Below are 23717 nucleotides of genomic sequence, written 5' to 3'. Positions count from 1 at the left end.
TTCGTAAAGAATAAATCCATACCTAAAAAATATTCTTTGGAGGAACTTAATTATGACTGAAAATCGTACGAAGCTAACTTCTTCTGAAATAAGTTCTGTTTGGACTTCTTATATGAATGATAGCATGTCCAAATGTATTTTAAAGTATTTTCTCAAACATGTAGAGGACGACGAAATTCGACCTATTGTTCAGTTTGCTTATGACATTTCATCTGCACACATAAAAAAGCTAACAAGTATATTTCAAATTGAAAATATACCATTGCCGACAGGTTTTACAAAAAAGGAGGATTTAAATTTAAATGCCCCTAGGCTTTATACAGACATGTTCATGCTAAATTACATCAACCATATGGCTAAGGTTGGATTACTTGCCTACAGCAGTTTTATCGCTATGAGTGCCCGAAAAGATATACGAGCTTATTTTATGGAAGGACTGCAAGAAACGTCTGATCTATACGACAATAGTACAGACGTACTCCTTTCAAAAGGTTTATTTGTTAGAGCACCTTATATTGCCTATCCAACTAGAACGGACTTTGTAGACTCAAAAAAATATATAAATGGATTTTCTCTTCTCGGTAACCAACGGCCGTTAAATTCAATTGAAATATCTCATTTGTTCATGAACACTCAAACTAACATGATAGGAACTAAACTAGCCCTTAGTTTTGCTCAAACTTCACCGAATGAACAGGTTCAAAAATGGATGTTAAGAGGGGCAGATATTTCAAAAAAACATGTTGAAATCTTTACAAAAGCACTTATGAATAATAACATACAGCCCCCTGCCTCATCGGATGTTAGTATTACAGACTCAACTACCCCACCATTCTCAGATAAATTAACTTTATTTCATATGGGTTTATTAAGTGGGGCTGGAACTGGGAATTACGCGACCGCAGCAGCTGCAAGTCAAAGAAACGACCTTATGGTAAATTATGAACGCTTATCCATAGAAATCGCTCGATATGCGAAGGATGGCGCCGACCTCATGATTAAAAATAGATGGTTAGAACAGCCACCTGGAACAATAGATAAGCAAAAACTTACTAAATCAAAAGATACAGAATGATTCTGGCGTTTCACTATTTAACCCAGCGCTTTAAAATAACGAAAAATAAAGAAAGCCCATTCTCGTTATATAAATTAGGAGAAAACGGGCTTTCGAGTAGCGCATAATTTCAAGGCAATACCGTTAATAAAATGGATCAATAAACACCCTATCATTCCGGCAACATCACCTTACTAAATTCTTCTATAAATGCTTCGTAATAAAGTGTGGTGGCAATACCCGTTTTTCCTGGTTTACTTGTTGGTCGAAGGTCAATATAGGATTGTCCTCTTGCTTCTATACCCTCTACAACATTTGCATCATAGTATATGTAATCAACAATAGTAGGATTTTTAACGAGTATAATAGTGAGAAGATCGTGAATAGGTGCACCTAATATACCTGGTACACTTTTTTTATAAAATTCGTAGTAATACTCAAAGACCGGCGCCATCATGGAAGCATAGACGTTTTTCTCGTTTTTGGAAATGGTGTCTACGATATCCGGAGTGATAATGGCGAATTGAGTGACATTTAACGGAGTTATCGTCAGGTTATGTGCAAACTTAAGAACATAGTTAGATGAAGTCGGATCTCCATAGAAATTTGCTTCCGCTAGTGCCGTTACGTTACCTGGAACAAAAAATGCCCCGCCCATTACATAAAAGGAATTAACCCTATTTATTTCATCGGGAAATAGAATAAATGCAGTTGCCAAGGTAGTCGAACGGCCTGTATCTACAATGATCAGCTCATTTCTATATTTCTCTATGATGATACGAATGGTGTCAAAAGGATAAATCTGATATTGCATGTTACTAGGAGGCCGTATTGGACCGATTCCTTCCTCACCGTGAATTTCAGGATAGAACATCATTTCTTTCTGGTGAACTGGATTGGAAGCACCAGGGATAATGGGAATGTCGTTTCTACCCGCTAATTGCACCAAATAAGCAGCATTGGCTGTAGCCTGGTCTTTTGTTACATTACCATAACTAGTGACGATACCAACCAGTTCAATTTCAGGATCCAGCATGGCATACATAATTGCTAAAGAATCATCAATTCCAGGATCACAAAATAAAAGAATTTTTTTCGTAATATGAGACCCCCCTTTCTATTCTATATATTCCATGATTCATGAATCATGCCAAAAAGTGAGGAATAAGGACGGTTCTATACATCAATGAAATCTTGGACTTACCTAGATGCTTTAATGTTTCCTATCGCATGTTATTGGGAACATCGAATGTATGGTTGTAAAGAGGTAATATTATCCTTACCAACCAATCTTATTATGAGAAAGGTGGGGTTGGATGTTTTCTCACAAAAAAGAGCTACAATTTCATGCTAAACCAGAACGCCCAGATCCGGTATACGCTAAAAAGTTACAAGAAATCTTAGGTGGACAATTCGGTGAAATATCAGTCGCTATGCAGTACTTATTCCAGGGCTGGAATGCTCGAGGGGATGAGAAGTATAAAGACTTGATTATGGATACGGGAGCAGAAGAAATGGGTCATGTAGAAATGATCGCTACGATGATCGCGAGGCTATTAGACGATGCACCTATTAACGAACAGGAAAAAGCAGCCGAAGACCCTGTAATCGGCTCGATCATGGGAGGAATGAACCCTCATCACGCTATTGTATCAGGACTTGGTGCTATGCCTGAGAACAGTACAGGTGTTCCTTGGAATGCTGGCTATATCGTAGCAAGTGGTAATATGCTGGCGGACTTCCGGGCGAACTTAAATGCTGAGTCGCAAGGAAGACTGCAAGTAGCTCGATTATACGAAATTACAGATGACCCTGGAGTGAAGGATATGCTTTCCTTCCTTCTAGCTCGTGATACGATGCACCAAAACCAATGGATTGCTGCTATTAAGGAATTAGAAGAAAAACGGGGAACCACAGTACCGTCTACAGTCCCATCTGATTGGGAAGCAACTGACTTTTCTTATAGTCTTATGAACTTTTCTGAAGGAGAGGAAAGCAAAAAAGGAAGCTGGGCTTCTGGGAAGGCTCCGGATGGAAATGGGGAATTTGACTACGTGAAAAAGCCGAAAGCTCACGGAGGTAAACAGGAGTTAAAGCCAGCCCCATCCTACGTCCATGGAACGCCTCCCCTAGATTAATATAATAGAGCAAAGAGACTGATTCCTAACTAAGTCAGTCTCTTTTTTTATCAGGATAACCAAAAAAGGTATAGTAATGAGTATTATAGTTACATTTTGTTTACAAATAGTAACTTTCACCATTAAAGACGTTTAGTCCCTTAAGTGGAGGGAACAAGTTTAGTAGAAAAGAAAACAGCTTAATGTCTTTTCTAAAATTTATATCGGAGGTGGAGTAAGATGGCTAATAACAATCAGACGTATAAAACAGGTGAAAAAGCACCAGAAAGCGGTAAGTACAAAGTACAGAGTTTAGTCAACGGTGGTTCTTCTAATCAAGATGACACGGAAGTCAAGGTAGAGGAAGGAGAGCAGTTCCCCCCTTCTCCATCAAGTAACGATGCAGCAAACTGGGTAAAAGTCTCATAACTATATTGAAAAAGATAGATAAGTACCTGGGAGAAGAAAGGAGTTCTTCCCCCAGGTACTTTTTTTAAATTTTAAGTCAATGGAACCTATATCGTTAGAGGTTGTTTCACTCATAGCAGTCGTTATCACAATCAGCAGTTGAAGCTCTTTTCTAGCTCCTTTGAACTTCATCAAAAAGGGTGAAATAAAAATAGCAGCCCTATTAAGAGCTGCTACTTGGTGGTTTTAATGACTATATGAAGCTCTTAATCTCTTGTTGGCGCCAAGAGGTTTCTTTGAAATATAAGAATGGAAGAAGTATTCACCTATTGCAATTGCAACAGCTGAAATAGCAGCTTCCCAAATCATCGTTCCTAGTCCCATACCTGTTAAGACCGTCCCAAGTATCCAAACAATTATGAACGTGACTCCCAAATCTGCCATAGTAGCTATCATGTTATTGGTTTTAGGTAAAATATAGAGATCCCCTAGAAGATAGGAGACTGCACCTAAAACGACAGTTAAAATGAGCGTGTTAATAAAAGAAATTCCAAACCCCAAACTAAGGATTACATACAGGACTATTAGGGTCATGATCCCTTTGATTGCAAGTGCCTTTACATGTTCCATGATGTCTCTCCTCCTTTTTTGTTGTAAAAGATCTTGTATAGACTCTATAAGCCTTCTTCAATCCCCACCATCAGGTCTTACTTAAGTTTTATGTGGGTAACGCCCAGATTGTTTCCTTTCGTTTCTCATCTTCCATTAATTACTACCTATAAATTAGAAATAGAGGAAATAAAAAGAAAGGCTTATATAATGCGTTCCCGGGAGACATGGACTTAAACGTCCTTCTTCATCATTGGCTTCTTTTCTCGATTTATGAATTAGTTCAAGATACCTTCCTTACTCAACACGGATTCAATACCTAGCCGTGCCCCCTGTCATAACAGATTCACTCCATTTTTCGTCATCTGGGTAGAACATTTTCTGAAATTCAGATTAATATCCATTGTGAACGTCTTCTTCTTCCTCCGCTCCCTCCCCACACCCTACCCCTTAATATAATACTAAGTCGAAACGTACACCCTTCAGCACTTGAGGGAATATTAATCAGTAAGTATCTTTTTTGACAAAGGATGTATTCCAATGCTTTGGATCACTAAAGACAGTAAGACAGCAGCAAATGTCAGAGAGAGGATGAATTCTGTGCCTTGAGCTTCTTTAGCCTGTAGACTTAAGATCAAAAAGACAGACATAGAGCCTTTCAATCCTGACCAGCTGAGAAGGAGGGATTCTTTCCAATTGATTTTGTCTCTCCAAACCGGGAAGGACTGAGTCGTACCAGCAATAATAAGAAATCTTACCAATAAAGATGCAACAAATATAAGAAAGGCAAGCCCCCAAGCATCAAATAAAAGATAGTTAGTAGATTCAACACCTATGAGTAAGAATAATAAAGATAAGATCGAGAGTTCTACCACTCCCCAGAAACTGTCTAATGATTCACGGAAATGGTCTTCCTGATGGGAGCGATTAAATTCAATGGAAAGCATGATACCAGCAAAGACGGTGGCTAATACCCCTGATACGCCTAAATGCTCTGCCAAATTAAAAATTCCATAAGCAAGGATAATACTCAGCATTACCTGGTATTCTTTATGATGAGTAATGTGTATAGCCTTACTAAACAGCCACCCAAATCCTAAGCCGACAAGCGTTCCTCCAATAGATACAAATAAAAATTCACCTAAGAAAGCACCGATAGAAAAAGTCTTATCATGAAGATATATACCTAAGATTACTGTGAAAATGACGATACTTGTGCCATCGTTAATGAGCGACTCGCCTTCGACCACGTCAGCCATCATCTTATCTCCGGAAGACTTCTTAAGAATGGAAACGACGGAGACAGGATCTGTGGGTGTCAGCATAGAAGCAACCAATAAAGATCCAACAAATGATAGCGCGAATAGACCACTGATCACATAAATTGTCCAACCTAATAAGAGGACAGTGAGCATAATTCCTATCGTAGCCAAGAAGGTTATAATCCCAGCATTCCTTTTAAGGGCATCGGGAGAAAACCGGTAAGCTGAAGTAAACAACAATCCTGGTAAAAAGATGTGATAAATCATGTCTTTCGTAACTTCAATAGAAGAAAAATAAGGGATAAAAGAGAGCCCAATACCGACGAGGACTAGTATGAGTGGTACAGGGAAATTTTCTTTCTTTTTATCAATGGTGAAGATGATATAGCCGATAAACAATAAAATCAGGAATGGTGTAATGGACATTTTCAATTTCCCCCATCTTCCTAATGGAATAAATATACTTATTTATTCCAGAGTTGTTTAGAGTCGCTGAGTTCAGCATCTGTTCTTTTAAATATCTTTTTATGATTACTGCCAATCGTTATTATTTAAGCATGTTCAAATACTATAGAAGGCCTGTCCACTCTTTGGAACAGGCCTTCTCTCTAATAGATTTATGAGCTTTTTCTATTATTATTTTGCTTACCGCCTTTTGACCCGATTTCCTCGTAGAATTCTTTATTATGCTCTTGGGAGGTAGTTTCTCCGCCTTTTTGACCTATATCTTGATAAAATTCCTTATCGTGTTCCTTGGAGGTCTTGTTTCCGCCCTTTTGACCTGCTTCCTCTACAGTCATTTTGCGATTGCTATTGTTTTGTTTAGCCATTTTCAATTCCTCCTTTTGTGTTGTATATATACCATTCCTCCTTAGCTATAGGGTTAAAACATATATTAACCATAAATGGATATTTTTAATTTCTTTGTAATATTCTATCTCTAGGGGAGCGTTCTTCGTGTTTTAATATTTCTTCAATGATATTATTGTAATCTTCTTCATTCCCTGTTGTTTTTGCGATATTAAAAAGCCCATCATAAAATTTTCTGTTATCTAGGTGATGCATGTATTCATATTCGAATCCACTTGCCGTATATACGGCAAATTCCCAGACAGATTGGTCGTCTCGTTTACTCACTGCTCGTGCAATCGCATCAAGGACTTTAAGTAACTCAACGGTAATGACTACGTTATCCCTTGCATAATGCCGTATAGAGGCGAACCCGATATATAAATAATCTTCAAAATCGAGATTCTGTAAAATAAGACGGAGGTCATAATTTTTATCGGTTAAATAGGGAGTGAATTTTGCCTTCTGAGAAATGTTTATAAGTAAATCCCCAATCTCATAAATAGTATCAGTGGCTGTTTTGGGGTCATCATTACCCAAAGCCCGAATAGCGATTTCCACGAATTTATTGATACTGAACTCAATGTCCTGAATTTCTGTTTGGCCCTTTCCTATATGAAACATATTTTTATATTTAAATTCATCAATAGTTGTTTTTTCTTTCTTCTTCCAATAGGTTAACAAAGGTGTAGAGCCAAAGACGAAATTCCCAACTTTGTACTCTAGCCGAATAATGAGATCATCCTTACAAGCTTCCTCAATCAATGGAATAAAATCCATAGTTTGTAAATAGCCAGAAGAATCAATACTTATTTGGTGTCCCTGGTATTCCGGGATTTGGCCTTTTATTGTCGCTTCATCCTCTACCCTGTAAGGTTCGAGTTCATTAAGCAAGGAACTTTCAATAATTCCAATGGATTCCCTTTTCATATCACTCGTCATATTTGATACTTGAAGCCAGGTGACAATGTGATTAATAAAAAAAACAAATGTTCCTAAACATAAAGCTGTCAGAAATGTAGCTGTTACTGGAATCAAGGAATATTGGGAAGCTGTTTCCCCATTAAGAAATAATAGACAAAACAATACATATAGGAAGCTCCCGTTAAAAATCCCAAGCGTTCGCTGTGTCACATTCGTCATCATAAAATTCTTTAGTATCCTTGGAGAATATTGGCCGGCGAAGGTCGTTAGAGCTGTTAACACACCATAAAAGGTAAAGGAGTTTAATGATAAAAGTCCTCCTGTTAGAGTACTTAATATGGTTTTGGTCAATTGATAATTTGCACTTAGAATCGAAGGCATCATGTTGCCAAACTCCATCTTCAGATCTGCCCACACGGTTAAGACAAAAAGCAATAGTGATAACCCTGCATAAATAATGGGTGTAACCCAAAGGTTTGAGTAAACCCGGTGCCATTTCTCTCTTTTTGACATGTTTTTGTACTTCTTTTTATTTTGGAGTTTATTCCGATTCTTCATCTCGACACTCCTTTAAGGGCATGATATTCCCTCTATCCCCCTCTTTGTCGTGTTCTAATCTGTACAAGGGTGTTGTTGGCTGATCGAACGTCGTCTTTCCTGCTATAAAATCAAAAAAAACCCCGCGTGTTAGGGTTTATTGCCGGGGATGAACTCTATCTATGAGCTGTAATTAAAATGTTATGGTATCGACATTTTATATTTCTTATCCCCCTGTCTACACAAAAAAGCCCCCCTTCTCGAAAAATTAGAAGGGGGGCTTTCAAATTTAAATAGAAAACCGACTCTCCTCATCTTTCAAGTGCATACGCACCTGTTGGAGTTGGCACAGTTTCTAATGAACTACATTAGTCCCGCTGCCGAGGTTTCAAAGGGACAGTCCCTCCACCTCTCTAGATAAGAAGATAAGCTTATTTTTCTTAAAATTATGTGAACTATCTAGACATAGTCTTTTGTCAATTCATGTTTTTCTTACACCATGCCGCCCATGGTATATGATTTCTTTTCCTTCTATTTATACTGAATCAAAGAGAGCCTTCTAAAACGTTATACTCATATTGAAATTTATAGTTACCTGAACCGATGTGAACAATAACATTTTCTCCAGAAAACTGATATTCACCGATGGCCTCCAAAAAAAGCTTTTGATTTTTGACCGGTGAAGCTGCACCAGGCAAGGTAACAGTAGCAGTAGTATTTGCCGGAATAGAAACATTATAGGTGAATACTTCACCTTCGAATGTCCAGCTCGATCCAATCTCCCCATACATGGAATGATAGGTGGATCTTAACCATGTCAATTCCGCACCTGGTTTTGGAGCAAGATGAATATGTTTGTAACCAGGCTGCGTTTGATCAGTATCTATCCCAGCCAGAACTTTGTACATCCATTCACCGATCGAACCATAGGCATAGTGGTTGAAGGAATTCATATCATCGCTCCAGAAGCTACCATCTGGCTTGATACTATCCCAGTGCTCCCATACCGTCGTAGCCCCTTTAGTAACCTGATACAGCCATGAAGGATAGTCTTTTTGTAAAAACAGACGGGAGGCGATATAGTGGTATCCGTTCTCACTCAAAACTAAATTTAAATAAGGGGTTCCCACAAAACCCGTCGTCAAATGAACACCTTCTTGTTCAATTAATGTTACTAAATCAGCCGCTATCTTTTCCTTTGATCTCTTATCCACTAAATTAAACATCAAAGTTAAGACATGGGCCGTTTGTGTTTGGACTTGTAAAGAGCCATTATCCTTCAAGAAACAGTCTTGATAAGAGTCTTTAATTTTTTTATACAAGTGCTCGTATGCTTCTAGATCATCATTAAGTTCCAGCACCTTAGCGGTACGGATCAGTATCTGGGTTGAATAGGCAAAAAAAGCGGTGGCAATCAAAGTTTTATCTGTTACGCCTGTATAAGTATCAGGTTCGGAGTCAAGGCCCAGCCAGTCTCCGAGTTGAAAGCCCGTATCCCACAGGTTTTCGTCCTCTCCTTGCGACCTCATATACTCTACCCATGCCTTCATACTGCTATATTGCTCTTCAAGAATCCTTTTATCCCCGTAACTAACATAAAGCGTCCAAGGGATGATTACAGCAGCATCTCCCCAAGCAGCTACGGAATGCGTCACACCTCCAAGATTCCCATCTGTTTTACTGATAATGTCTGGAATAACATAAGGAACGCCACCATTTGAGAGTTGATCAGCTATTAAATCTTTTAACCATTTATTGAAAAAAGGCCCCACATTTCTCAAGTAGGATGCTGTTTTGAAAAACATTTGTGCGTCCCCCGTCCATCCCAATCGTTCATCGCGTTGAGGGCAATCGGTTGGGACATCCAGGAAGTTGCCTTTTTGACCCCAGACAATGTTATGGTGGAGCTGGTTAACTAGTGGATTGGATGTTTCAAAGTCTCCCGTACGTTCCATATCCGAATGTAAAACCTCTCCTGTGAAATCACTGAGATCAACGTCCTCTGGGAAATTAATCAATTTGACATAACGAAAACCTTGGAAGGTGAAATGCGGTTCAAAGACTTCCTGCCCCCCGCCTTTACATGTGTACGTTATTTTCTGTTCGGCTTTTCGTAGATTGCCAAAGTAGATATTTCCCTCTTCATCTAGAATCTCAGCATGTTTCAAAGCTATTTGATGACCCTTTTCTGCTCTTACATTAAATTTGATCCATCCGACCATATTCTGCCCCATATCAAGGACGGTATCTCCTTCACGTGTGGTGAAAATCTCCAGAGGTATCAGCTCATCGATTTTTCTTACAGGTTCGTTCTGCTGATGAATGATGTGATGCTTGGGATAATTCACGACTTCCACGGTCTCAACGTTATGGTTTCGTTGGTCTTCTAAGCGAGCATCATAGGTTTCCCCATGATAGATTTCAGACATAAGGATTGGTGTCGCAACTGCCTGCCAGTCTTTGTTTGTAACGATCTTGACTTTCGTTCCATCCCCATAGGTAATATGCAGTTCGACCAATGCTGCTTTCGTATCTCCATAGATTTCTTTTTTTCCTTCAAATCCAAATGGACCTTTATACCAGCCGTTTCCTAGCGATACGCCAATTTCATTATGATCGGCTGTTAAGTACTCCGTCACATCATAGGCTTGATATTGAATACGATTATGATAACTCGTCCATCCCGGTGAGAAATATTGATCTCCGACTCGGCTGCCATTAATACTAAGCTCATAAACACCTAGACTTGTTGCATATACCCTTGCTTGAGAAATTTCCTTCCTACTATTGAAAGAATGATAGAGATAAGGCGATGCTTCTGATTTTTCCATTTTCTCAGGGGCTGTAATCCACTCGCCTTCCCACTCTTCATTCATGAAACCTGTTTCCCAAAAACTTGCCGGTGACCAGTCGGTAGGGACCTCACCCTGACACCAGATCTTCACTCGAAAGTAGTAACGAGTAAACGGGTCGAGCTTCAAGTCCTTGATTTCATTTAGAATGGATTCATGACTCTCAAATCTTTGATCATAAATGGGGTTTTCAAAACTTTGCTTCTTGGATACCTGTAATTGGTAAGCCGATTGCTTTACTTCCTGTTTGTCAGACTCGATCTGCCAACTAATGCGAGGATTCTGTGTATCTAATCCAAGCGGTTCTTTAAAATATTCACATGTAAGGTTTTTAACTTCGATCATTTCTCTCCACTCTCCTTTTTTATTTAAAGTTTCTTATCCTTTCACCGCGCCACTTGTCATCCCTTTCATAACTGTCTTATTCAAAAAAAGGTAAAGGATTAAAGTGGGTAGTACAGCCATAGAAATGGCAGCAAAAGTAGGTCCCCATTGGCGTTGTCCATATTCGCCGGAAAAACTCATTAACCCTGTTTGGATGGTCCTTAATTCGGAATCACTAATAAAAGTCATAGCAAAAATCAAGTCATTCCAAACGAAAAAGAATTGCACTAACGTTACGGTTACGACAGCATTCATTATCATAGGCATCGCAATACTGATGAAAATCCTGTAGATACTTGCCCCGTCCATGACAGCTGATTCAATCAATTCATTGGGAACTGCCTTAAAGTAGCTGGTAAACAAAAAGATGGTTAATGGTAAACCGAAGGCCACATAAACTAGAATTAAACCTAGGAGGTTATTCAATAAACCAACATTAAAGAAAATCGTGAATAAAGGCAGCAGTACTATGGGGACAGGAACCATAATCCCGACTAAGAAAACTAATAACATCCCCCGGCTGATTTTCCATCTCATTTTTTCAATAGCGAAAGCTGCTGCCGCTCCAAAAAGGATGATAAACAATAATGACGGGAATGTAGCGATAATACTATTCCTAAAGTAAACTCCCATATTCCCATCTTTCCAAGCATCGATGTAGTTCTGGATGTGGAAACTTTCTGGAAGAGTATACATCGGAGACGTACTAAATTCTCCAGGAGCTTTTAAGGAAGACATCAATAACCAAAAGACCGGATAAACCGTTATGACCACGATAATAAAAACTAATAGCTTGCCTAAAATATTTCCGATCCATTTTCCACCGCTTGTGTTCATCGAAATCACCCCATCTTATTATGTTTGATCTTTCCAGGAAACTTTATAAACGATCAAGGTAACCACTAGTGTCATGAACAATAGAAATAAAGCAACCGTACTTCCATAACCGTAATTTCCATTCGTAAAGGCATGCTGGTACATATAAACCGAGAGCGTTGTAGTGCTTTTTCCGGGTCCACCTCCTGTCAGAGCCACGACCTGTTCAAAGACTTTCAGCGTCCCACTCAAACTGAAGATAATTGCAGAAATCAAGATCGGTTTAATGAGAGGCAGGATTATGAATTGCGTCATTTTCCACCCTTTAGCCCCATCAATTTTGGCTGCTTCTAATACATCTTCAGGGACATCCATTAGCCCAGCATATAAAATTACTGCATAAAAACCCATCGCCTTCCAAATTTCCATGATACATAGAATCCAGAAGGCTGTTTCCGGTTGTCCCAGCCATGCTTGCACCCAGGTTTCTAAGTGAAAAGCAGTCAGAACACTGTTTACTAATCCATAGTTAGGTGCAATCTCGAACAACTTGGCAAACAGTTGTGCGATGGCAACCGTGGGCAGGACGACCGGGAAAAAAACCAGTGTCCTTATTAAAAATGATGCACGTTTGATATAGAATACGTACAGCAAGGACAGCATCAATCCAAGAAAGACTTGTCCGGTTGTAACAATTAATGTGAATTTTAAGGTAATCCATAAACTTGAAAAGAAGTTGCTGTCATTGAATAATTGAATATAGTTCTGTATTCCGACAAAGCTGAATCCTTTGATTAACGAACCTTCATAAAATGTATACACGCTCGACCAAACAATAGGCACTAATAATATGACTATATAAATCAGCAGAGCCGGGAGCATAAATAGAAGAATAGCTTTGCGATCTCCTAATACTTCTTTCATAATTTCACCCCTTATGTTGGATTCACATATGATCATAAGTAGAAAGGAAGGTCATTGGTCGACCTTCCTTTCTACTTATTTTTCCAATTGACTCTTTAACGCTTCTAAATATTCTTCTGGAGACATTTGACCTGTCAGTAATAGTTGGGCATTGTCTTCCGCGAGCGCTTTTGATTCGGCATCCATCCTTGCTTCAAACCATAAAGCTGCATTTTCTACACTGTTGATCTTATCCATGGTTTCTTTAGTTAATTGGCTTATATCATCTGGAATTTCTGATGCTTTGAATCCTGTAATTATTCCTTCTTCCATAGCTTTATCCCCATACTCTGAGAAGATCTGTTTCATCCATTCACCCATTTGCTCATCATACTTTTCTGCAGAGGCGCTTAATGTTAAACCTGCATTCATCGACCAATCGTCAAGCGTTCCTTTTCCGCCTTCCACTAATGGGATATTGAACATCCCGACATTTTCCAGGCCGATTTGGTTACGTTCAGGGTTATTGAAGTTAGCTAAATCCCAGCTGCCGCTGTAATACATGGCTGCCTCGCCTTGAAGGAAGATATCTAAGGCTGTATCTGCATCAATCGTATTGGTACCTTTACCAAAGTATCCTTTTTCATTCATTTCCTGAACTAGCTGGGCACCTTCTACAAAACCTTCATCGGTTACACTCAATTCACCCTTTTTGACTCTTTCCATAACGTCTGGTCCATAGTAACGAATCACATAGCCATTCAAAAATCGAGTAATCGGCCATTTTTCTTTTCCTGCTACAGAGAAGGGCTGAATCCCTGCTTCACTTAACTTTGCGCTAACCTCCATCATCTCTTCCCATGTGGTTGGAACTTCTAAATTGTTTTCTTCAAACATTTTCTTGTTGTACCAAAATCCTTCGATATTCAATTCAACGGGTAAAGCATAAAGGCCGCGGTCACCACTGAGCTGTGTAAGTAAATCAACCGCTCCTGGTGTAAGCTCATCGTAGATCCCTAAATCTTTGAAGGTTTTTTCCATATTAATTACTTGTCCATTGTCAATGAGTTCCTCTAATTGAGCGGATTCATATTTAAATAATTCCGGCAGATCATTACTCGCTGAAAGTAAAGAGATTTGCTGCATGATGTTGGCATGTTCAATCGTTTCAGTTTCCAGTTCAGTTTCCGGAATCTCTTCATCCAAATCCAGTAGAATTTTACTTTCTCCCTGATCAGGACGGTCTTCCGTTAAAAAATCAATTGTTCTTGTGCCGTCTTCGGAATTGGCACTTTCCTCGGAACTGCAGCCAACAACTAAGAAAACCATCAGCATTCCTAACAAAATCATTCCGATTCTATTCAACTTGTGTCCCCCTCTTTTCATTTGGTTAACGTCATTGTAAACGCTATCATCAATAGATATAATCGCTTCATTTTTAGGGTGGTGTACGGATTTTTCAGATACATCACAAAAAGACCTTAAATAATACCATATTTAGGTATCATTTAAGGTCATGGTTATATCTTCTGGTAGATTTTTTAAATTCACCAGGAGAATATCCAGTTTGTTTTTTAAAATTATTGGAAAAATGCCTGTAAGTAGTATAACCCACTTTGTCACTTACCTCTGATACCGTTTCTCCTTTTTCAAGCATCCATTTCGCTACAACCATCCGATACCTGGTTAAATATTTGATATACGTAATCCCCATCTCTTCTTTAAAAAGCATGCTAAAATAATTAGGATTCATACGCACGAATTCAGCTACTTCATCAAGGGAAATATCCTGTGCGTAATGCTTTTTGACATAATCACAGGCCTTCTCAACAGCCGGATGTTTTCTCGTTTCACCAGCGTTCGGCAACCACTTCGTAATCATCTGCAGTTGTTCTCTTAACCAAACCATCATTTGTTGTTTCGTCGTAAGGTTTTTCAGCTCTTGCTGTGGAAAGTAATGGTGAAGCATATCCTCTGCACCATCAAAACCTACTTCTTTGACAGCATCCATGGATAAGTAAATCAATCTTAAGATTTCCCTCTCGGCTACATCCGGATGTAATGGCTTCTTTTCCAATTCCTCTACATATTTTTCGAGTGCTGCTTTTAAGGCGTGCGCATCATCAATCCGAATCGAATAAAGTACAGCTTCCTCTTTCGGTTCCAAGGATTCCGAAGAATTGATTTCATTCTTCAAGTCATCATACCTCCAACACCCTTTTCGATTGGAAAAGGTAGCAAATCTTAGTGCATACAAGGCCTCTTTATAGCTTTGAGAAGCATCGGCCAAATTTTCATAAGTCCTGCCGCACCCGACCGTAACGGAGGAATATTCCAATGTATCCAGAAAGGTTTCCAAAAAAGCATTTGCATTGGTTTCCAAATGAAAAATCACCACAAGGGAGTTCGTACCATCAAAAGTGGAGACAATTCGAGCAGAATCAGAATGAGGGGCACCTCCCAACTCTGTTCCTGTATAAGCAAGCACTGTGCTGGCCTGAATGCCTTCAAATGTTTCCCAAGCTTGGACTTCTCGCTTTTCCACTCCTTGCAGCACAAGATCTAGGGCAGCTTTCTCCGTCACTATACGTTTGGACTTTTCCCATTGATCCTCCAACTGAGATAGCTTTTCCTTTTCATGATGTTTTTCGTTGATTTTCCTTAATGATTCTTCAATCATAGGAATGGTAATCGGTTTTTCCATATAATCGGTCACGCCTAATTTTAAGGCCGTGCGCGCATATTCAAATTCATTAAACCCGCTAAACACAATACAGATCGTATCCGGTGCCGTCTTCATAATTTCTTTGACTAGATCCAGCCCATCGATCCCCGGCATCCGGATATCGGTGAAAACGACTTCCGGTTCAAATTCGTGAAACAATTCGAGAGCGGCTATCCCATCACTTGCCGAACCAATCAACTCAACATTATAGTGAGACCAATCAATCATTTTGGTTAACCCTTCTATGATGATCGGTTCGTCATCAATTATGATGGCTCTCATCCGTATCACTCCTTCTTCCTTTTTCAGGGTCAAACTTGATTTCAACACTGGTCCCTTTTTGAGGGGCACTCTTAATCTTAAATGAGCAATCCTCTCCATAATAAAGCTGCAGACGTTCTTGAATATTCCCAATGCCATAACCATTTTTGATGACATTCCTATCCTCGATCCCGACTCCATTATCAGAGATATGAAAGACAACAAACCGATCGATCTTTTTTCCTGACAGTATAATCGATCCATGACCAACCTTTTTCTCAAGCCCGTGATAAATCGCATTTTCAACAATCGGCTGAAGCAGTAATTTCAGTATCGGAAGGTCCATAATTTCAGGGTCAACTTCAGAATGGTAGTATATTTTTTCTTTATGGCGGAACTTCTGAATCGTCATGTAATGGTCAATGTGTTTCAACTCTTCTTTTACAGTGATCGTTTCTTTCCCCTTACTTAAAATGATTTTGAAGCTTTCTGAGAGTGCAATGGACATCTTGGCAATATCCTGATGATTTTGGATAATCGCCATCCAATAAATCGTATCCATTGTGTTGTACAAAAAGTGCGGGTTGATTTGTGCCTGAAGAACCCTTAGTTCCGTTTCCCTTTGTTTCAACTGTGAGCGTGTCAACCGCTCGCCAAGGTCCCTGTTTTCGGCGGCCATTTGCTTAAATGTTTCTCCAATTTCCCCGATTTCATCATCTCTATATTTCTCCGTAAATTCTCTTTGCCCCAGGGCCCAACGGACAATCATGCCTTTAATTTTTCTCAATGGCTTTGTAATCGTGTCCGAGATATACAAAGACATTACAATCGCTGAAGCAGCAATAAGACCAGCGATAAAAAAAGTAACGGTCCTGATCTGATGAGATTCTTGCAGTAAGATATCCTCCGGAATTGTATGAATAAAACGCCACCCTGTTTCTTCATTGGTGAATTGACTATAAACATAACCCTCCTTCGTTAATTCATCGTACACCTCTGATAAGGAATGGTTTTCGGCAAGCTTGTTTAAGTAGTCATTTGAGGAGTAGACCGTTTCGAGGTCATTGTCCTCCGGTTTCACTATCAGTAAACCATTGGACTCGTTATTATTATTTAGAACCTCTTCAAACATGGATTTATTCATATTTACAATCAATATACCCAAAGGCTCTAAGCTCATATCTTCAGGGTCGAGCATCCTCTTTACACTGGAAAAAGTATGTTTCCGAGAAGGTTCCAGCACGTTGTAATTCAGGAATACCTCTTTTCCTTCTGCTTGGACGGCTTGTTGATACCAATTGGAATTCATGATGTTCAACACTTTATATTTGCCGTTATATACCCCTGCATTATCCGACCTTCCATAGCAAACGAACCGGAATTGTTTGTCCATTAAACAGATCGATTCCACATGCCTATTCTCTATTAAGTATTCGAACATAATTTGCTGTAATTTATTAGATGTTCTCTGTGCTTCTGCTCGACTTTTCTCCCGTTCAATCAGTTGGTCTCTAATCTCTTCATTGGATAAAATATAGCGGTTCATTTTAATAATGTTCACGAAAACCATTTCAATATTTTTATTGAATGTCTTCAGTTGCTGCTCATACGCTTGAATATGAGTATCTACTAATGAATCCGAGGAAATATTGTAAGCGATTACACCAGTGAGAAAAATAGGGGGAACTGTTAAAGCTATAAGAGCAGCTAAAAACCGGGTTTTAATCTTCTTAAATCGATATTTTTCCACTAGACGTTTCAAATAGTTTTTCATGTCGTCTATCCTTCTTGGAGTCGTTTTTTTACTATCATATCATTGATTTTCTAAATTGAACAAATAATCAAAAAATATGAGTAAAAACAAAGATATAAGAAGTTATATTTTCCAATATGCGATATTAATTAATCTTAGTCTGACTGTAAACAAACGAACGGGTAAATAAATAGGGGATTGCCTACTAGTAGAAAAGGATACTAACTTTCATATTATATTTTTTCTTCTGATCAACCTATTAATAAAAAACCCCTCAAAAGTTCCAGTGAACTAATGAGAGGCTCTTGCCATTTAGTGTATTCTTTTTTAGATATTACAAAATAGGGATTACATGTTGCTATGACCCTTCTATAAAGTGTTATGGGAGTTATTACATCATGCCGCCCATGGATTCATCTAATTTAATATAGCAAATTTAACTTGAAAAGCAACTTTTATAAGGATCCAATCCAATACCACAAATAAATGGATATAAATATATATGAGCAATAGTATGTCAAAAATTATGTCATTTAACCAGTGGTATTCACATCTTAACTAGTATCTTAGATAACCTCTAAACAAATTTTTTGATCCTTTATTTATATTCAAAAAATGAGAGTTCTTTGATTAAATATTTTTTGGTTATATAATACGTCTAATGGTGGTATTGATTTGCTGGCTGTTGAAAAGTATTTTCCAATTCTAAACCCCATATACATAACGACATTTTCTGTAATTGATAACCTGTTTTGAATATGGGCTTATACCCCTTCATTAATCTTCCACAAGCCCCAATGTCATTCCACCATCAACGACAATTTCTGTTCCCGTGCAATATGAACTTTCATCAGAAGCAAGGAATGCTACAGTACGAGCAATTTCAACCGGCTGTCCGATACGTCCTAGAGGAACAGAATTGTAAAAATCGGGAACACCTTTACCTTGGGTGGCCATTTCGGTTTCAATCCCACCCGGATGGACCATGTTTACTCGTATTCCTTTTTTTCCTAATTCAATGGCTGCTGCTTTAGACATCGCAACTACAGACGCTTTTGTCGCAGCATAGGCAGAAGAATTACTGATTGGGTCAAACGCAGAGATTGATAAATTATTTATGATAGAACCTTTTTGCTGTTTTTCCATATGCGGAATAACAGCTTGCATCCCTCTAAATACTCCGAGCTGATTCACATTAATCATCTGTTGATAATCATCTATGGTTATGTCTGTGAACGGTTTACGTATCAGGATCCCAGCATTATTAACGAGCACATCTATTTTACCAAATTTACCCATAATCAGATCCATAGCTGCTTCCCACTGTGATTCCTTTGTAACATCTAACTGCACCGGATATGCATGGTCTTTACCTATCGCCACTGCCACTTCTTGAGCCTGGTCATGATTTCGGGCACCTACCCCTACTATGCCACCTAACGAGGCAAGGTGCTCAGCAATAGCTTTTCCCTGCCCACGATTCGCACCAGTAATAAGGATTACTTGTTTTTTTAAGTCAGCCATACTCTCCCTCCCTTAGTTATTATGTTCTTCTAACATAGAATGAGCTAATACAAGATTATTATGACTCACCTGTCTAGAAATCATCAGCTTCGGTATTGATTGTTCAGTATAAATCATATGCGATTCCGTGATCATCCCCCTTTGGCCCTGTTAAGGTCGTTTAAATTTATACAAAATCGTCGGGTTATAAATGTACAATAGTGGCACCTTAGTTGTTGCCTTTTTCATTCATCCGATAACTGGGTCCACTACAGAAAAACTTTAGAATGGTGAAGCAATCGATCTAATATTGCTGTCGCAATAATTCAATCCCCCAGTACTTCTCCCCATTGGCTGAAAGACTTGTTGGAGGTTAAGATGATGGAACTATTTTCATATCTTCGACTAATCATTAATGGGAGCTAATATAATTTTTAAAATCTAAAAGACGAACTGACGAATCAAAACCCGGTGAAAGTGAAGATGTCATCAATAATAAGACTGTATACAAAAAAAGCGCTGATCCTATGGAAAGGATCACGCTACATGGGGAATTAATTCTGACGAACCATCACATCCAAAAATAAGAATAATACGATTCATTTTTTTGGGATAGTTTCATTTGTTCATCCTTTAGTTTAGTTATCGGTAAAAAGTAACTTAAACAGATGCTCGTAATAGCCATAGCCAACATAAAGTAAAATCCATAAAGCGAATAACTTTGTACAATAGCCATAAACAACACAAAGACACTTAGACAGGAAAATAATATTCCATATAGCAAGAACATTTTTCTATAATCCACGTTTATCCTCCTCGTTTTATAGCACATGTGCAGTACAAAATAGATTTGACGTGCTAGCTTAATCGAATTTGCTTAGCCGAAATTCAATCACGTCTACATGTCTAGGTTTTGGAATTATCTATACATAATAAATGAAAGGGTTTTCAAAATATTAGTTCACTTAATTTTATGGATCTCTACTTCCATATAATATTTTTCGACATAGACCAATATGAATCCTCTTGATTTTTCAAAATTCCTGATTAATTTATATGAAGTCTAGTATTCCATCCAACGTTGTTTTAAACGTTTCTTCGTTTGAACTAAACTATTCATCTTATGTGTGAAGGGAAATTTGGTAAACCATCCATTTAATAAGTTCCCTCTCTTTTTCTTTTAACTCACGTTCTAGCCTTTGTTCGAATTCTTTCTCGAGGTCGTTTGCGTCCATTCTCACCAGATCCTTGTATATAAAAACTACTTGTTGCCTTTACCTTAGCAAGACTATCTTCCCTCAAGAACTGTAACCATGTTTTTCTTTGATTGATCCATCTGTGCAATAATGCCTTTTCATGCTATAAATAAAAATAAGTACAGAACAATCGATTTATCGTTCTGTACTTATTTATCGTTAAGGAACTTTATGCATATTGTACAGAAACATTATATTTGTCTAATGTTTGGCGAATTTCCTTTTGCAATTCTTCTGATGGTAATCCCATAGGAAGTCTTAGGTGAGGCTCAATTTTACCCATCATGCCGAGCGCTGCTTTAACGGGGGCAGGGTTTGTATCTTTAAAGAGCACGTCATTCAACTCCATCAGCTCATAATGGAGATTTTGGGCCGTTTCCACATCTCCTTCAAACCAAGCGTCATGCATTTGGGCTACTTTTCCCGGAACCACATTAGCTGTAGCACTGACAGAGCCCACTCCGCCAATCGCTAGCATTGGATAGCAAAGCAATTCAATTCCGGAGAACAGTAGGAAGTCTCTACCGCATTTCAACAATACTCGATTAACATGTTCAAAATCTTTATTCGATTCTTTGACTCCGATCACATTAGGACAATCTTTGCTCAACTGTGCAAGGGTATCAACATGCAAGTTTTGAGCCGTACGTCCGGGGATATTGTAGATAATAATCGGTATATCAACAGAGTCGGCAACTGTTTTAAAGTGCTTATACAGTGCTTGTTGATTCGGCTTATTGTAATAAGGAACGATGACCAAGGCCGCGTCTGCACCAATTTCTTCCGCTTTTTTCGTCAGACGCATGGCTTCGTCATGATTGGTTGACCCTGTGCCAGGTACGAATGGAACTCGTCCATTGATCGACTTATAAGCCGTCTCCATAACGTTCACCCGTTCTTCTTCTGTCAAAGAGCTTGGTTCCCCTGAGGTACCCGTTACCGAAATCGCGTGTGTACCATTCTCTAATTGGAACTCAATCAATTCTGACAATGTATCATAATCTACGTCAGAGTTTGTTGTAAACGGTGTGATGACTGGGGTGACCGATCCTTTTAGTCTTGATTTGATTTCGCTATAATCTTGTACCATGTTTTATTCCTCCTCTATTATTCTAGAAAAATCAGATACTCATTTCCAACTCACGAAAGTCACGTTGAGCATGGAAAGCATCCATTTCAAAGTCAGCGATGAAATTATCCCATTGCAGCCGCACGTTAGAATGATCATCAAACAGTTGATCATGAAAAAGCGTGACCATTAACTGACCCGGATGGTGAACGGATTTCACTTCACAGATTCCTTTTAAGTGGAACAGACCTTTCATAATCGTGACTTCATACTGTCCAGGGCAAGGAAGGTAGTAGTCAGGATCAAAATTAATCGTGCACGTTCTTCCCCGTCCCTTCACTTCACCCAATACTTCATAATTTCTTCCCAAGTACTCTCGAATCTTTTCTACTTTTCCAGATGAAATTAACTCCCTTAAAAGCGTAGAACTTACCTTTTCCTCATCTTTTTCAAGCTTCGGAACGGTTGTTACTTCAAATCTCCCGGCACTGTCTATAGATAACTGCTCCATATCTCCTTTACCTTTAAAGCCATATTTGTAATCAAACCCAGCAACAACATGGGCACAGTTAAGTCCACATAAATAATCATTCACAAATTGGTGGTGAGGGATTTTCGCAACCTCTTCATTGAAATCAATAACATATAGAAGATCCACACCAAGCTGTTTAAGAACTTTGACTTTCACAGATAATGGAGTGATATAATTTTTAATGATCTTACCTTTCTTAATCACAGAGGAGGGATGGTGCGAAAAGGTCATGACAGCCAGCTTGAGATTCTTCTCATCGGCAAGCCTCTTTGCTGTTTTAATGATTTTCTGATGCCCCAAGTGTACGCCGTCGAAAAAACCTAAAGCCATAACGCAGCGTTCACTGTCTAATTGTGTGGCCGTTGAAATTGGATAATGAATCTGAATTGTTCGCATCCTATCCCACCTCCTCAGGTATTAAGTCATTTGCTTATATTTTCCTTCATAAAAAGCAAGGGGTTCGCCGTCTTGCACATTAAGGTTTAAAACTTCTCCAATAAACAGCGTATGGTCACCCGCATCCTGGGTTTGATAAACATCACAAGCTAAACTAACAAGGGAGTTTTCAATGACAGGAAGGCCTTCGAAGGTTTCAAATTCAACATCTCTGTCTTCCTTAATCTGCCCAGCGAAAATCATCGACATTTCTTTTTGCTCTCCCGACAAGATATTAACCGTGAATTTCCCTGATTGGTTAATGACCTCTTTCATGCGAGCTTTTTCATCTACTGAAATCAGAATAAGCTTTGGGTCAAGGGAGACGGACATAAAGGCATTAGCCGTCATCCCATGCACATCGCCATCTAATTCAGATGTGATAACAGTAACACCAGTGGCAAATTTACCCATTGCTGCTCGAAACATGCGATCATCCATCATTATCACCTCTCAAATCTTTTATTTATTCAATTAGATCACAAATGTTGGTTTACGCTTTTTAAGTTTAGGTTCTTTGAGTTTTACCTTTTCATTTGAATGAACATTAAGAACTTCTGTAGCTTCATTAAACCAGCTATCAGGAGCTTCATGACCCCAGAACGTTTGCCTCATCGGATCATCTAATTCCCAGCGAATTGGTTTGAAATCTGGATCACTTGTCAAATAATCTCCATTATATAACTCAATTCTATGTCCGTCTGGGTCGCGTAGGTAGAGAAAGAATGCATTGGATAACCCATGACGTCCTGGACCTCTTTCGATATTCGGACCATACCCCATGGATGCTAGAACATCACACCCGTCAATTAAACTCATCGGATCTTTCAACCAAAAACCTACATGGTGTAACCTTGGGCCCACCCCATTCATATAAGCTACATCATGGACACTAGGTTTACGGTGAAGCCACGCAGCCCAAATTTTATCTTCTTCACCCGCGGTATATTCTGAACATGCAAACCCTAACTCGTCAATATAGTAATTATACGCTTGCTCTACATCGGGAACATTACAATTAAAATGGTCGATCCTTTGTACTTTCGCTCCCTTATAAAGGTCATATTGCTGCAGCTTACGCTCCACTGTTTCCATTTGGGCATAGTATTCAACTGGCAATCCTGAAATATCTTGATAACGAAACGCTCTTCCTACAGCTTTCTGTTCACCTTCTTCAAGCCACTTCACTTCATTTCCATCATTCTGAAGTTTAGAAGCTAACTTATCTAAATCATTTTCAGACCTTACCTTATAACTAATTACCTCTAGTGCAGGAGTTTCTTTTTCTTTTAGTAATAAACTGTGGTGATTATGTTCTTCTAACCCTCTTAGAAAAACTTGTTTTTCATCAGATTCGGTTTCGATAAACCCAAGAGCATCATAAAACTTTTTGGATGCTTCCAAATCGGTTACATGTAAAATCGCTCTTCCTGAACGAATAATATCAAAACTCATATATACTCACTCC

Annotated in this window: 20 protein-coding genes, 1 pseudogene and 1 riboswitch; of the genes and pseudogenes, 3 read left to right on the top strand and 18 right to left on the bottom strand. The window is 38.8% G+C overall.

Going from position 1 to position 23717, the window contains the following annotated elements:
- Positions 1-52 precede the first annotated feature (52 nt).
- On the top strand, positions 53-1075 hold the full coding sequence (locus P9989_RS02730) for a DUF3231 family protein (protein ID WP_283077293.1): 1023 nt from the start codon (positions 53-55) through the stop codon (positions 1073-1075).
- 151 nt (positions 1076-1226) lie between these two features.
- Here the strand turns inward: P9989_RS02730 and P9989_RS02725 are convergent, their stop codons facing one another.
- Positions 1227-2099 (bottom strand): nucleoside hydrolase, encoded by an 873-nt coding sequence (locus P9989_RS02725; RefSeq protein WP_283077292.1) that lies wholly within the window; start codon positions 2097-2099, stop codon positions 1227-1229.
- Positions 2100-2370: 271 nt separating this feature from the next.
- Here P9989_RS02725 and P9989_RS02720 point away from each other — a divergent pair, with 271 nt between their 5' ends.
- Together P9989_RS02720 and P9989_RS02715 are read left to right on the top strand one after the other, a co-directional pair.
- Positions 2371-3192: a manganese catalase gene (locus tag P9989_RS02720; RefSeq protein WP_283077291.1), complete on the top strand. Its 822-nt coding sequence runs from the start codon at positions 2371-2373 to the stop codon at positions 3190-3192.
- A 219-nt stretch (positions 3193-3411) separates the two neighbouring features.
- The gene (locus P9989_RS02715; protein WP_283077290.1) at positions 3412-3600 is read left to right on the top strand and encodes a YjzC family protein; all 189 of its coding nucleotides are present in this window, start codon (positions 3412-3414) and stop codon (positions 3598-3600) included.
- 225 nt (positions 3601-3825) lie between these two features.
- On the opposite strand, the gene P9989_RS02710 is transcribed toward P9989_RS02715, so the two are convergent.
- From P9989_RS02710 to hpaD, 17 genes and pseudogenes are all read right to left on the bottom strand, one after another.
- A complete protein-coding gene (locus P9989_RS02710) occupies positions 3826-4209 on the bottom strand; it encodes a DUF2512 family protein (RefSeq protein WP_283077289.1) in 384 nt (127 codons plus the stop codon).
- Positions 4210-4688: 479 nt separating this feature from the next.
- Positions 4689-5876 (bottom strand): cation:proton antiporter, encoded by a 1188-nt coding sequence (locus tag P9989_RS02705; RefSeq protein WP_283077288.1) that lies wholly within the window; start codon positions 5874-5876, stop codon positions 4689-4691.
- 191 nt (positions 5877-6067) lie between these two features.
- On the bottom strand, positions 6068-6280 hold the full coding sequence (locus tag P9989_RS02700) for a KGG domain-containing protein (protein ID WP_283077287.1): 213 nt from the start codon (positions 6278-6280) through the stop codon (positions 6068-6070).
- A gap of 85 nt (positions 6281-6365) precedes the next feature.
- The gene (locus tag P9989_RS02695; RefSeq protein WP_283077286.1) at positions 6366-7781 is read right to left on the bottom strand and encodes a DUF2254 domain-containing protein; all 1416 of its coding nucleotides are present in this window, start codon (positions 7779-7781) and stop codon (positions 6366-6368) included.
- A gap of 287 nt (positions 7782-8068) precedes the next feature.
- Positions 8069-8184, bottom strand: a riboswitch (SAM riboswitch).
- 121 nt (positions 8185-8305) lie between these two features.
- Positions 8306-10957: a glycoside hydrolase family 78 protein gene (locus tag P9989_RS02690; RefSeq protein WP_283077285.1), complete on the bottom strand. Its 2652-nt coding sequence runs from the start codon at positions 10955-10957 to the stop codon at positions 8306-8308.
- Between the two features lie 33 nt (positions 10958-10990).
- Positions 10991-11833, bottom strand: a complete 843-nt coding sequence (locus P9989_RS02685; protein ID WP_283077284.1) for a carbohydrate ABC transporter permease — start codon at positions 11831-11833, stop codon at positions 10991-10993.
- 18 nt (positions 11834-11851) lie between these two features.
- Positions 11852-12736, bottom strand: a complete 885-nt coding sequence (locus tag P9989_RS02680) for a carbohydrate ABC transporter permease (protein ID WP_283077283.1) — start codon at positions 12734-12736, stop codon at positions 11852-11854.
- 75 nt (positions 12737-12811) lie between these two features.
- Positions 12812-14080, bottom strand: a complete 1269-nt coding sequence (locus P9989_RS02675) for an ABC transporter substrate-binding protein (protein WP_283077282.1) — start codon at positions 14078-14080, stop codon at positions 12812-12814.
- Between the two features lie 139 nt (positions 14081-14219).
- On the bottom strand, positions 14220-15722 hold the full coding sequence (locus tag P9989_RS02670) for a response regulator (RefSeq protein ID WP_283077281.1): 1503 nt from the start codon (positions 15720-15722) through the stop codon (positions 14220-14222).
- Positions 15703-17475: a sensor histidine kinase gene (locus P9989_RS02665; RefSeq protein WP_283077280.1), complete on the bottom strand. Its 1773-nt coding sequence runs from the start codon at positions 17473-17475 to the stop codon at positions 15703-15705. Before P9989_RS02665 ends, P9989_RS02670 begins: the two co-directional genes overlap by 20 nt.
- A 756-nt stretch (positions 17476-18231) precedes the next feature.
- A complete protein-coding gene (locus P9989_RS02660; protein ID WP_283077279.1) occupies positions 18232-18978 on the bottom strand; it encodes an SDR family NAD(P)-dependent oxidoreductase in 747 nt (248 codons plus the stop codon).
- A gap of 208 nt (positions 18979-19186) precedes the next feature.
- Positions 19187-19370: pseudogene (locus P9989_RS21575) on the bottom strand (ATP-binding protein); the annotation flags it as partial.
- 158 nt (positions 19371-19528) lie between these two features.
- Positions 19529-19762, bottom strand: a complete 234-nt coding sequence (locus P9989_RS02650; RefSeq protein ID WP_283077278.1) for a hypothetical protein — start codon at positions 19760-19762, stop codon at positions 19529-19531.
- A gap of 620 nt (positions 19763-20382) precedes the next feature.
- On the bottom strand, positions 20383-21303 hold the full coding sequence (gene hpaI, locus P9989_RS02645; protein ID WP_283077277.1) for a 2,4-dihydroxyhept-2-ene-1,7-dioic acid aldolase: 921 nt from the start codon (positions 21301-21303) through the stop codon (positions 20383-20385).
- A gap of 31 nt (positions 21304-21334) precedes the next feature.
- Positions 21335-22210: an FAD synthetase family protein gene (locus P9989_RS02640; protein WP_283077276.1), complete on the bottom strand. Its 876-nt coding sequence runs from the start codon at positions 22208-22210 to the stop codon at positions 21335-21337.
- Between the two features lie 21 nt (positions 22211-22231).
- On the bottom strand, positions 22232-22690 hold the full coding sequence (locus P9989_RS02635) for a flavin reductase family protein (RefSeq protein WP_283078812.1): 459 nt from the start codon (positions 22688-22690) through the stop codon (positions 22232-22234).
- A gap of 33 nt (positions 22691-22723) precedes the next feature.
- Positions 22724-23704, bottom strand: a complete 981-nt coding sequence (hpaD, locus tag P9989_RS02630) for a 3,4-dihydroxyphenylacetate 2,3-dioxygenase (protein WP_283077275.1) — start codon at positions 23702-23704, stop codon at positions 22724-22726.
- Between the last annotated feature and the right edge of the window lie 13 nt (positions 23705-23717).

The sequence above is a fragment of the Halobacillus naozhouensis genome (assembly GCF_029714185.1).
GTDB lineage: Bacteria > Bacillota > Bacilli > Bacillales > Halobacillaceae > Halobacillus_A > Halobacillus_A naozhouensis.
The sequence above is the reverse complement of the archived record's forward strand: the minus strand, read 5'-3'. Positions and strand labels throughout refer to the sequence as shown.

What these genes read in the sequence shown, in the direction of transcription:
- P9989_RS02730 (WP_283077293.1), top strand. Translation starts at nt 53, where the DNA reads ATGACTGAAAATCGTACGAAGCTAACTTCTTCTGAAATAAGTTCTGTT.
- P9989_RS02725 (WP_283077292.1), bottom strand. Translation starts at nt 2,099, where the DNA reads ATGTATGCCATGCTGGATCCTGAAATTGAACTGGTTGGTATCGTCACT.
- P9989_RS02720 (WP_283077291.1), top strand. Translation starts at nt 2,371, where the DNA reads ATGTTTTCTCACAAAAAAGAGCTACAATTTCATGCTAAACCAGAACGC.
- P9989_RS02715 (WP_283077290.1), top strand. Translation starts at nt 3,412, where the DNA reads ATGGCTAATAACAATCAGACGTATAAAACAGGTGAAAAAGCACCAGAA.
- P9989_RS02710 (WP_283077289.1), bottom strand. Translation starts at nt 4,209, where the DNA reads ATGGAACATGTAAAGGCACTTGCAATCAAAGGGATCATGACCCTAATA.
- P9989_RS02705 (WP_283077288.1), bottom strand. Translation starts at nt 5,876, where the DNA reads ATGTCCATTACACCATTCCTGATTTTATTGTTTATCGGCTATATCATC.
- P9989_RS02700 (WP_283077287.1), bottom strand. Translation starts at nt 6,280, where the DNA reads ATGGCTAAACAAAACAATAGCAATCGCAAAATGACTGTAGAGGAAGCA.
- P9989_RS02695 (WP_283077286.1), bottom strand. Translation starts at nt 7,781, where the DNA reads ATGAAGAATCGGAATAAACTCCAAAATAAAAAGAAGTACAAAAACATG.
- P9989_RS02690 (WP_283077285.1), bottom strand. Translation starts at nt 10,957, where the DNA reads ATGATCGAAGTTAAAAACCTTACATGTGAATATTTTAAAGAACCGCTT.
- P9989_RS02685 (WP_283077284.1), bottom strand. Translation starts at nt 11,833, where the DNA reads ATGAACACAAGCGGTGGAAAATGGATCGGAAATATTTTAGGCAAGCTA.
- P9989_RS02680 (WP_283077283.1), bottom strand. Translation starts at nt 12,736, where the DNA reads ATGAAAGAAGTATTAGGAGATCGCAAAGCTATTCTTCTATTTATGCTC.
- P9989_RS02670 (WP_283077281.1), bottom strand. Translation starts at nt 15,722, where the DNA reads ATGAGAGCCATCATAATTGATGACGAACCGATCATCATAGAAGGGTTA.
- P9989_RS02665 (WP_283077280.1), bottom strand. Translation starts at nt 17,475, where the DNA reads ATGAAAAACTATTTGAAACGTCTAGTGGAAAAATATCGATTTAAGAAG.
- P9989_RS02660 (WP_283077279.1), bottom strand. Translation starts at nt 18,978, where the DNA reads ATGGCTGACTTAAAAAAACAAGTAATCCTTATTACTGGTGCGAATCGT.
- hpaI (WP_283077277.1), bottom strand. Translation starts at nt 21,303, where the DNA reads ATGGTACAAGATTATAGCGAAATCAAATCAAGACTAAAAGGATCGGTC.
- P9989_RS02640 (WP_283077276.1), bottom strand. Translation starts at nt 22,210, where the DNA reads ATGCGAACAATTCAGATTCATTATCCAATTTCAACGGCCACACAATTA.
- P9989_RS02635 (WP_283078812.1), bottom strand. Translation starts at nt 22,690, where the DNA reads ATGGATGATCGCATGTTTCGAGCAGCAATGGGTAAATTTGCCACTGGT.
- hpaD (WP_283077275.1), bottom strand. Translation starts at nt 23,704, where the DNA reads ATGAGTTTTGATATTATTCGTTCAGGAAGAGCGATTTTACATGTAACC.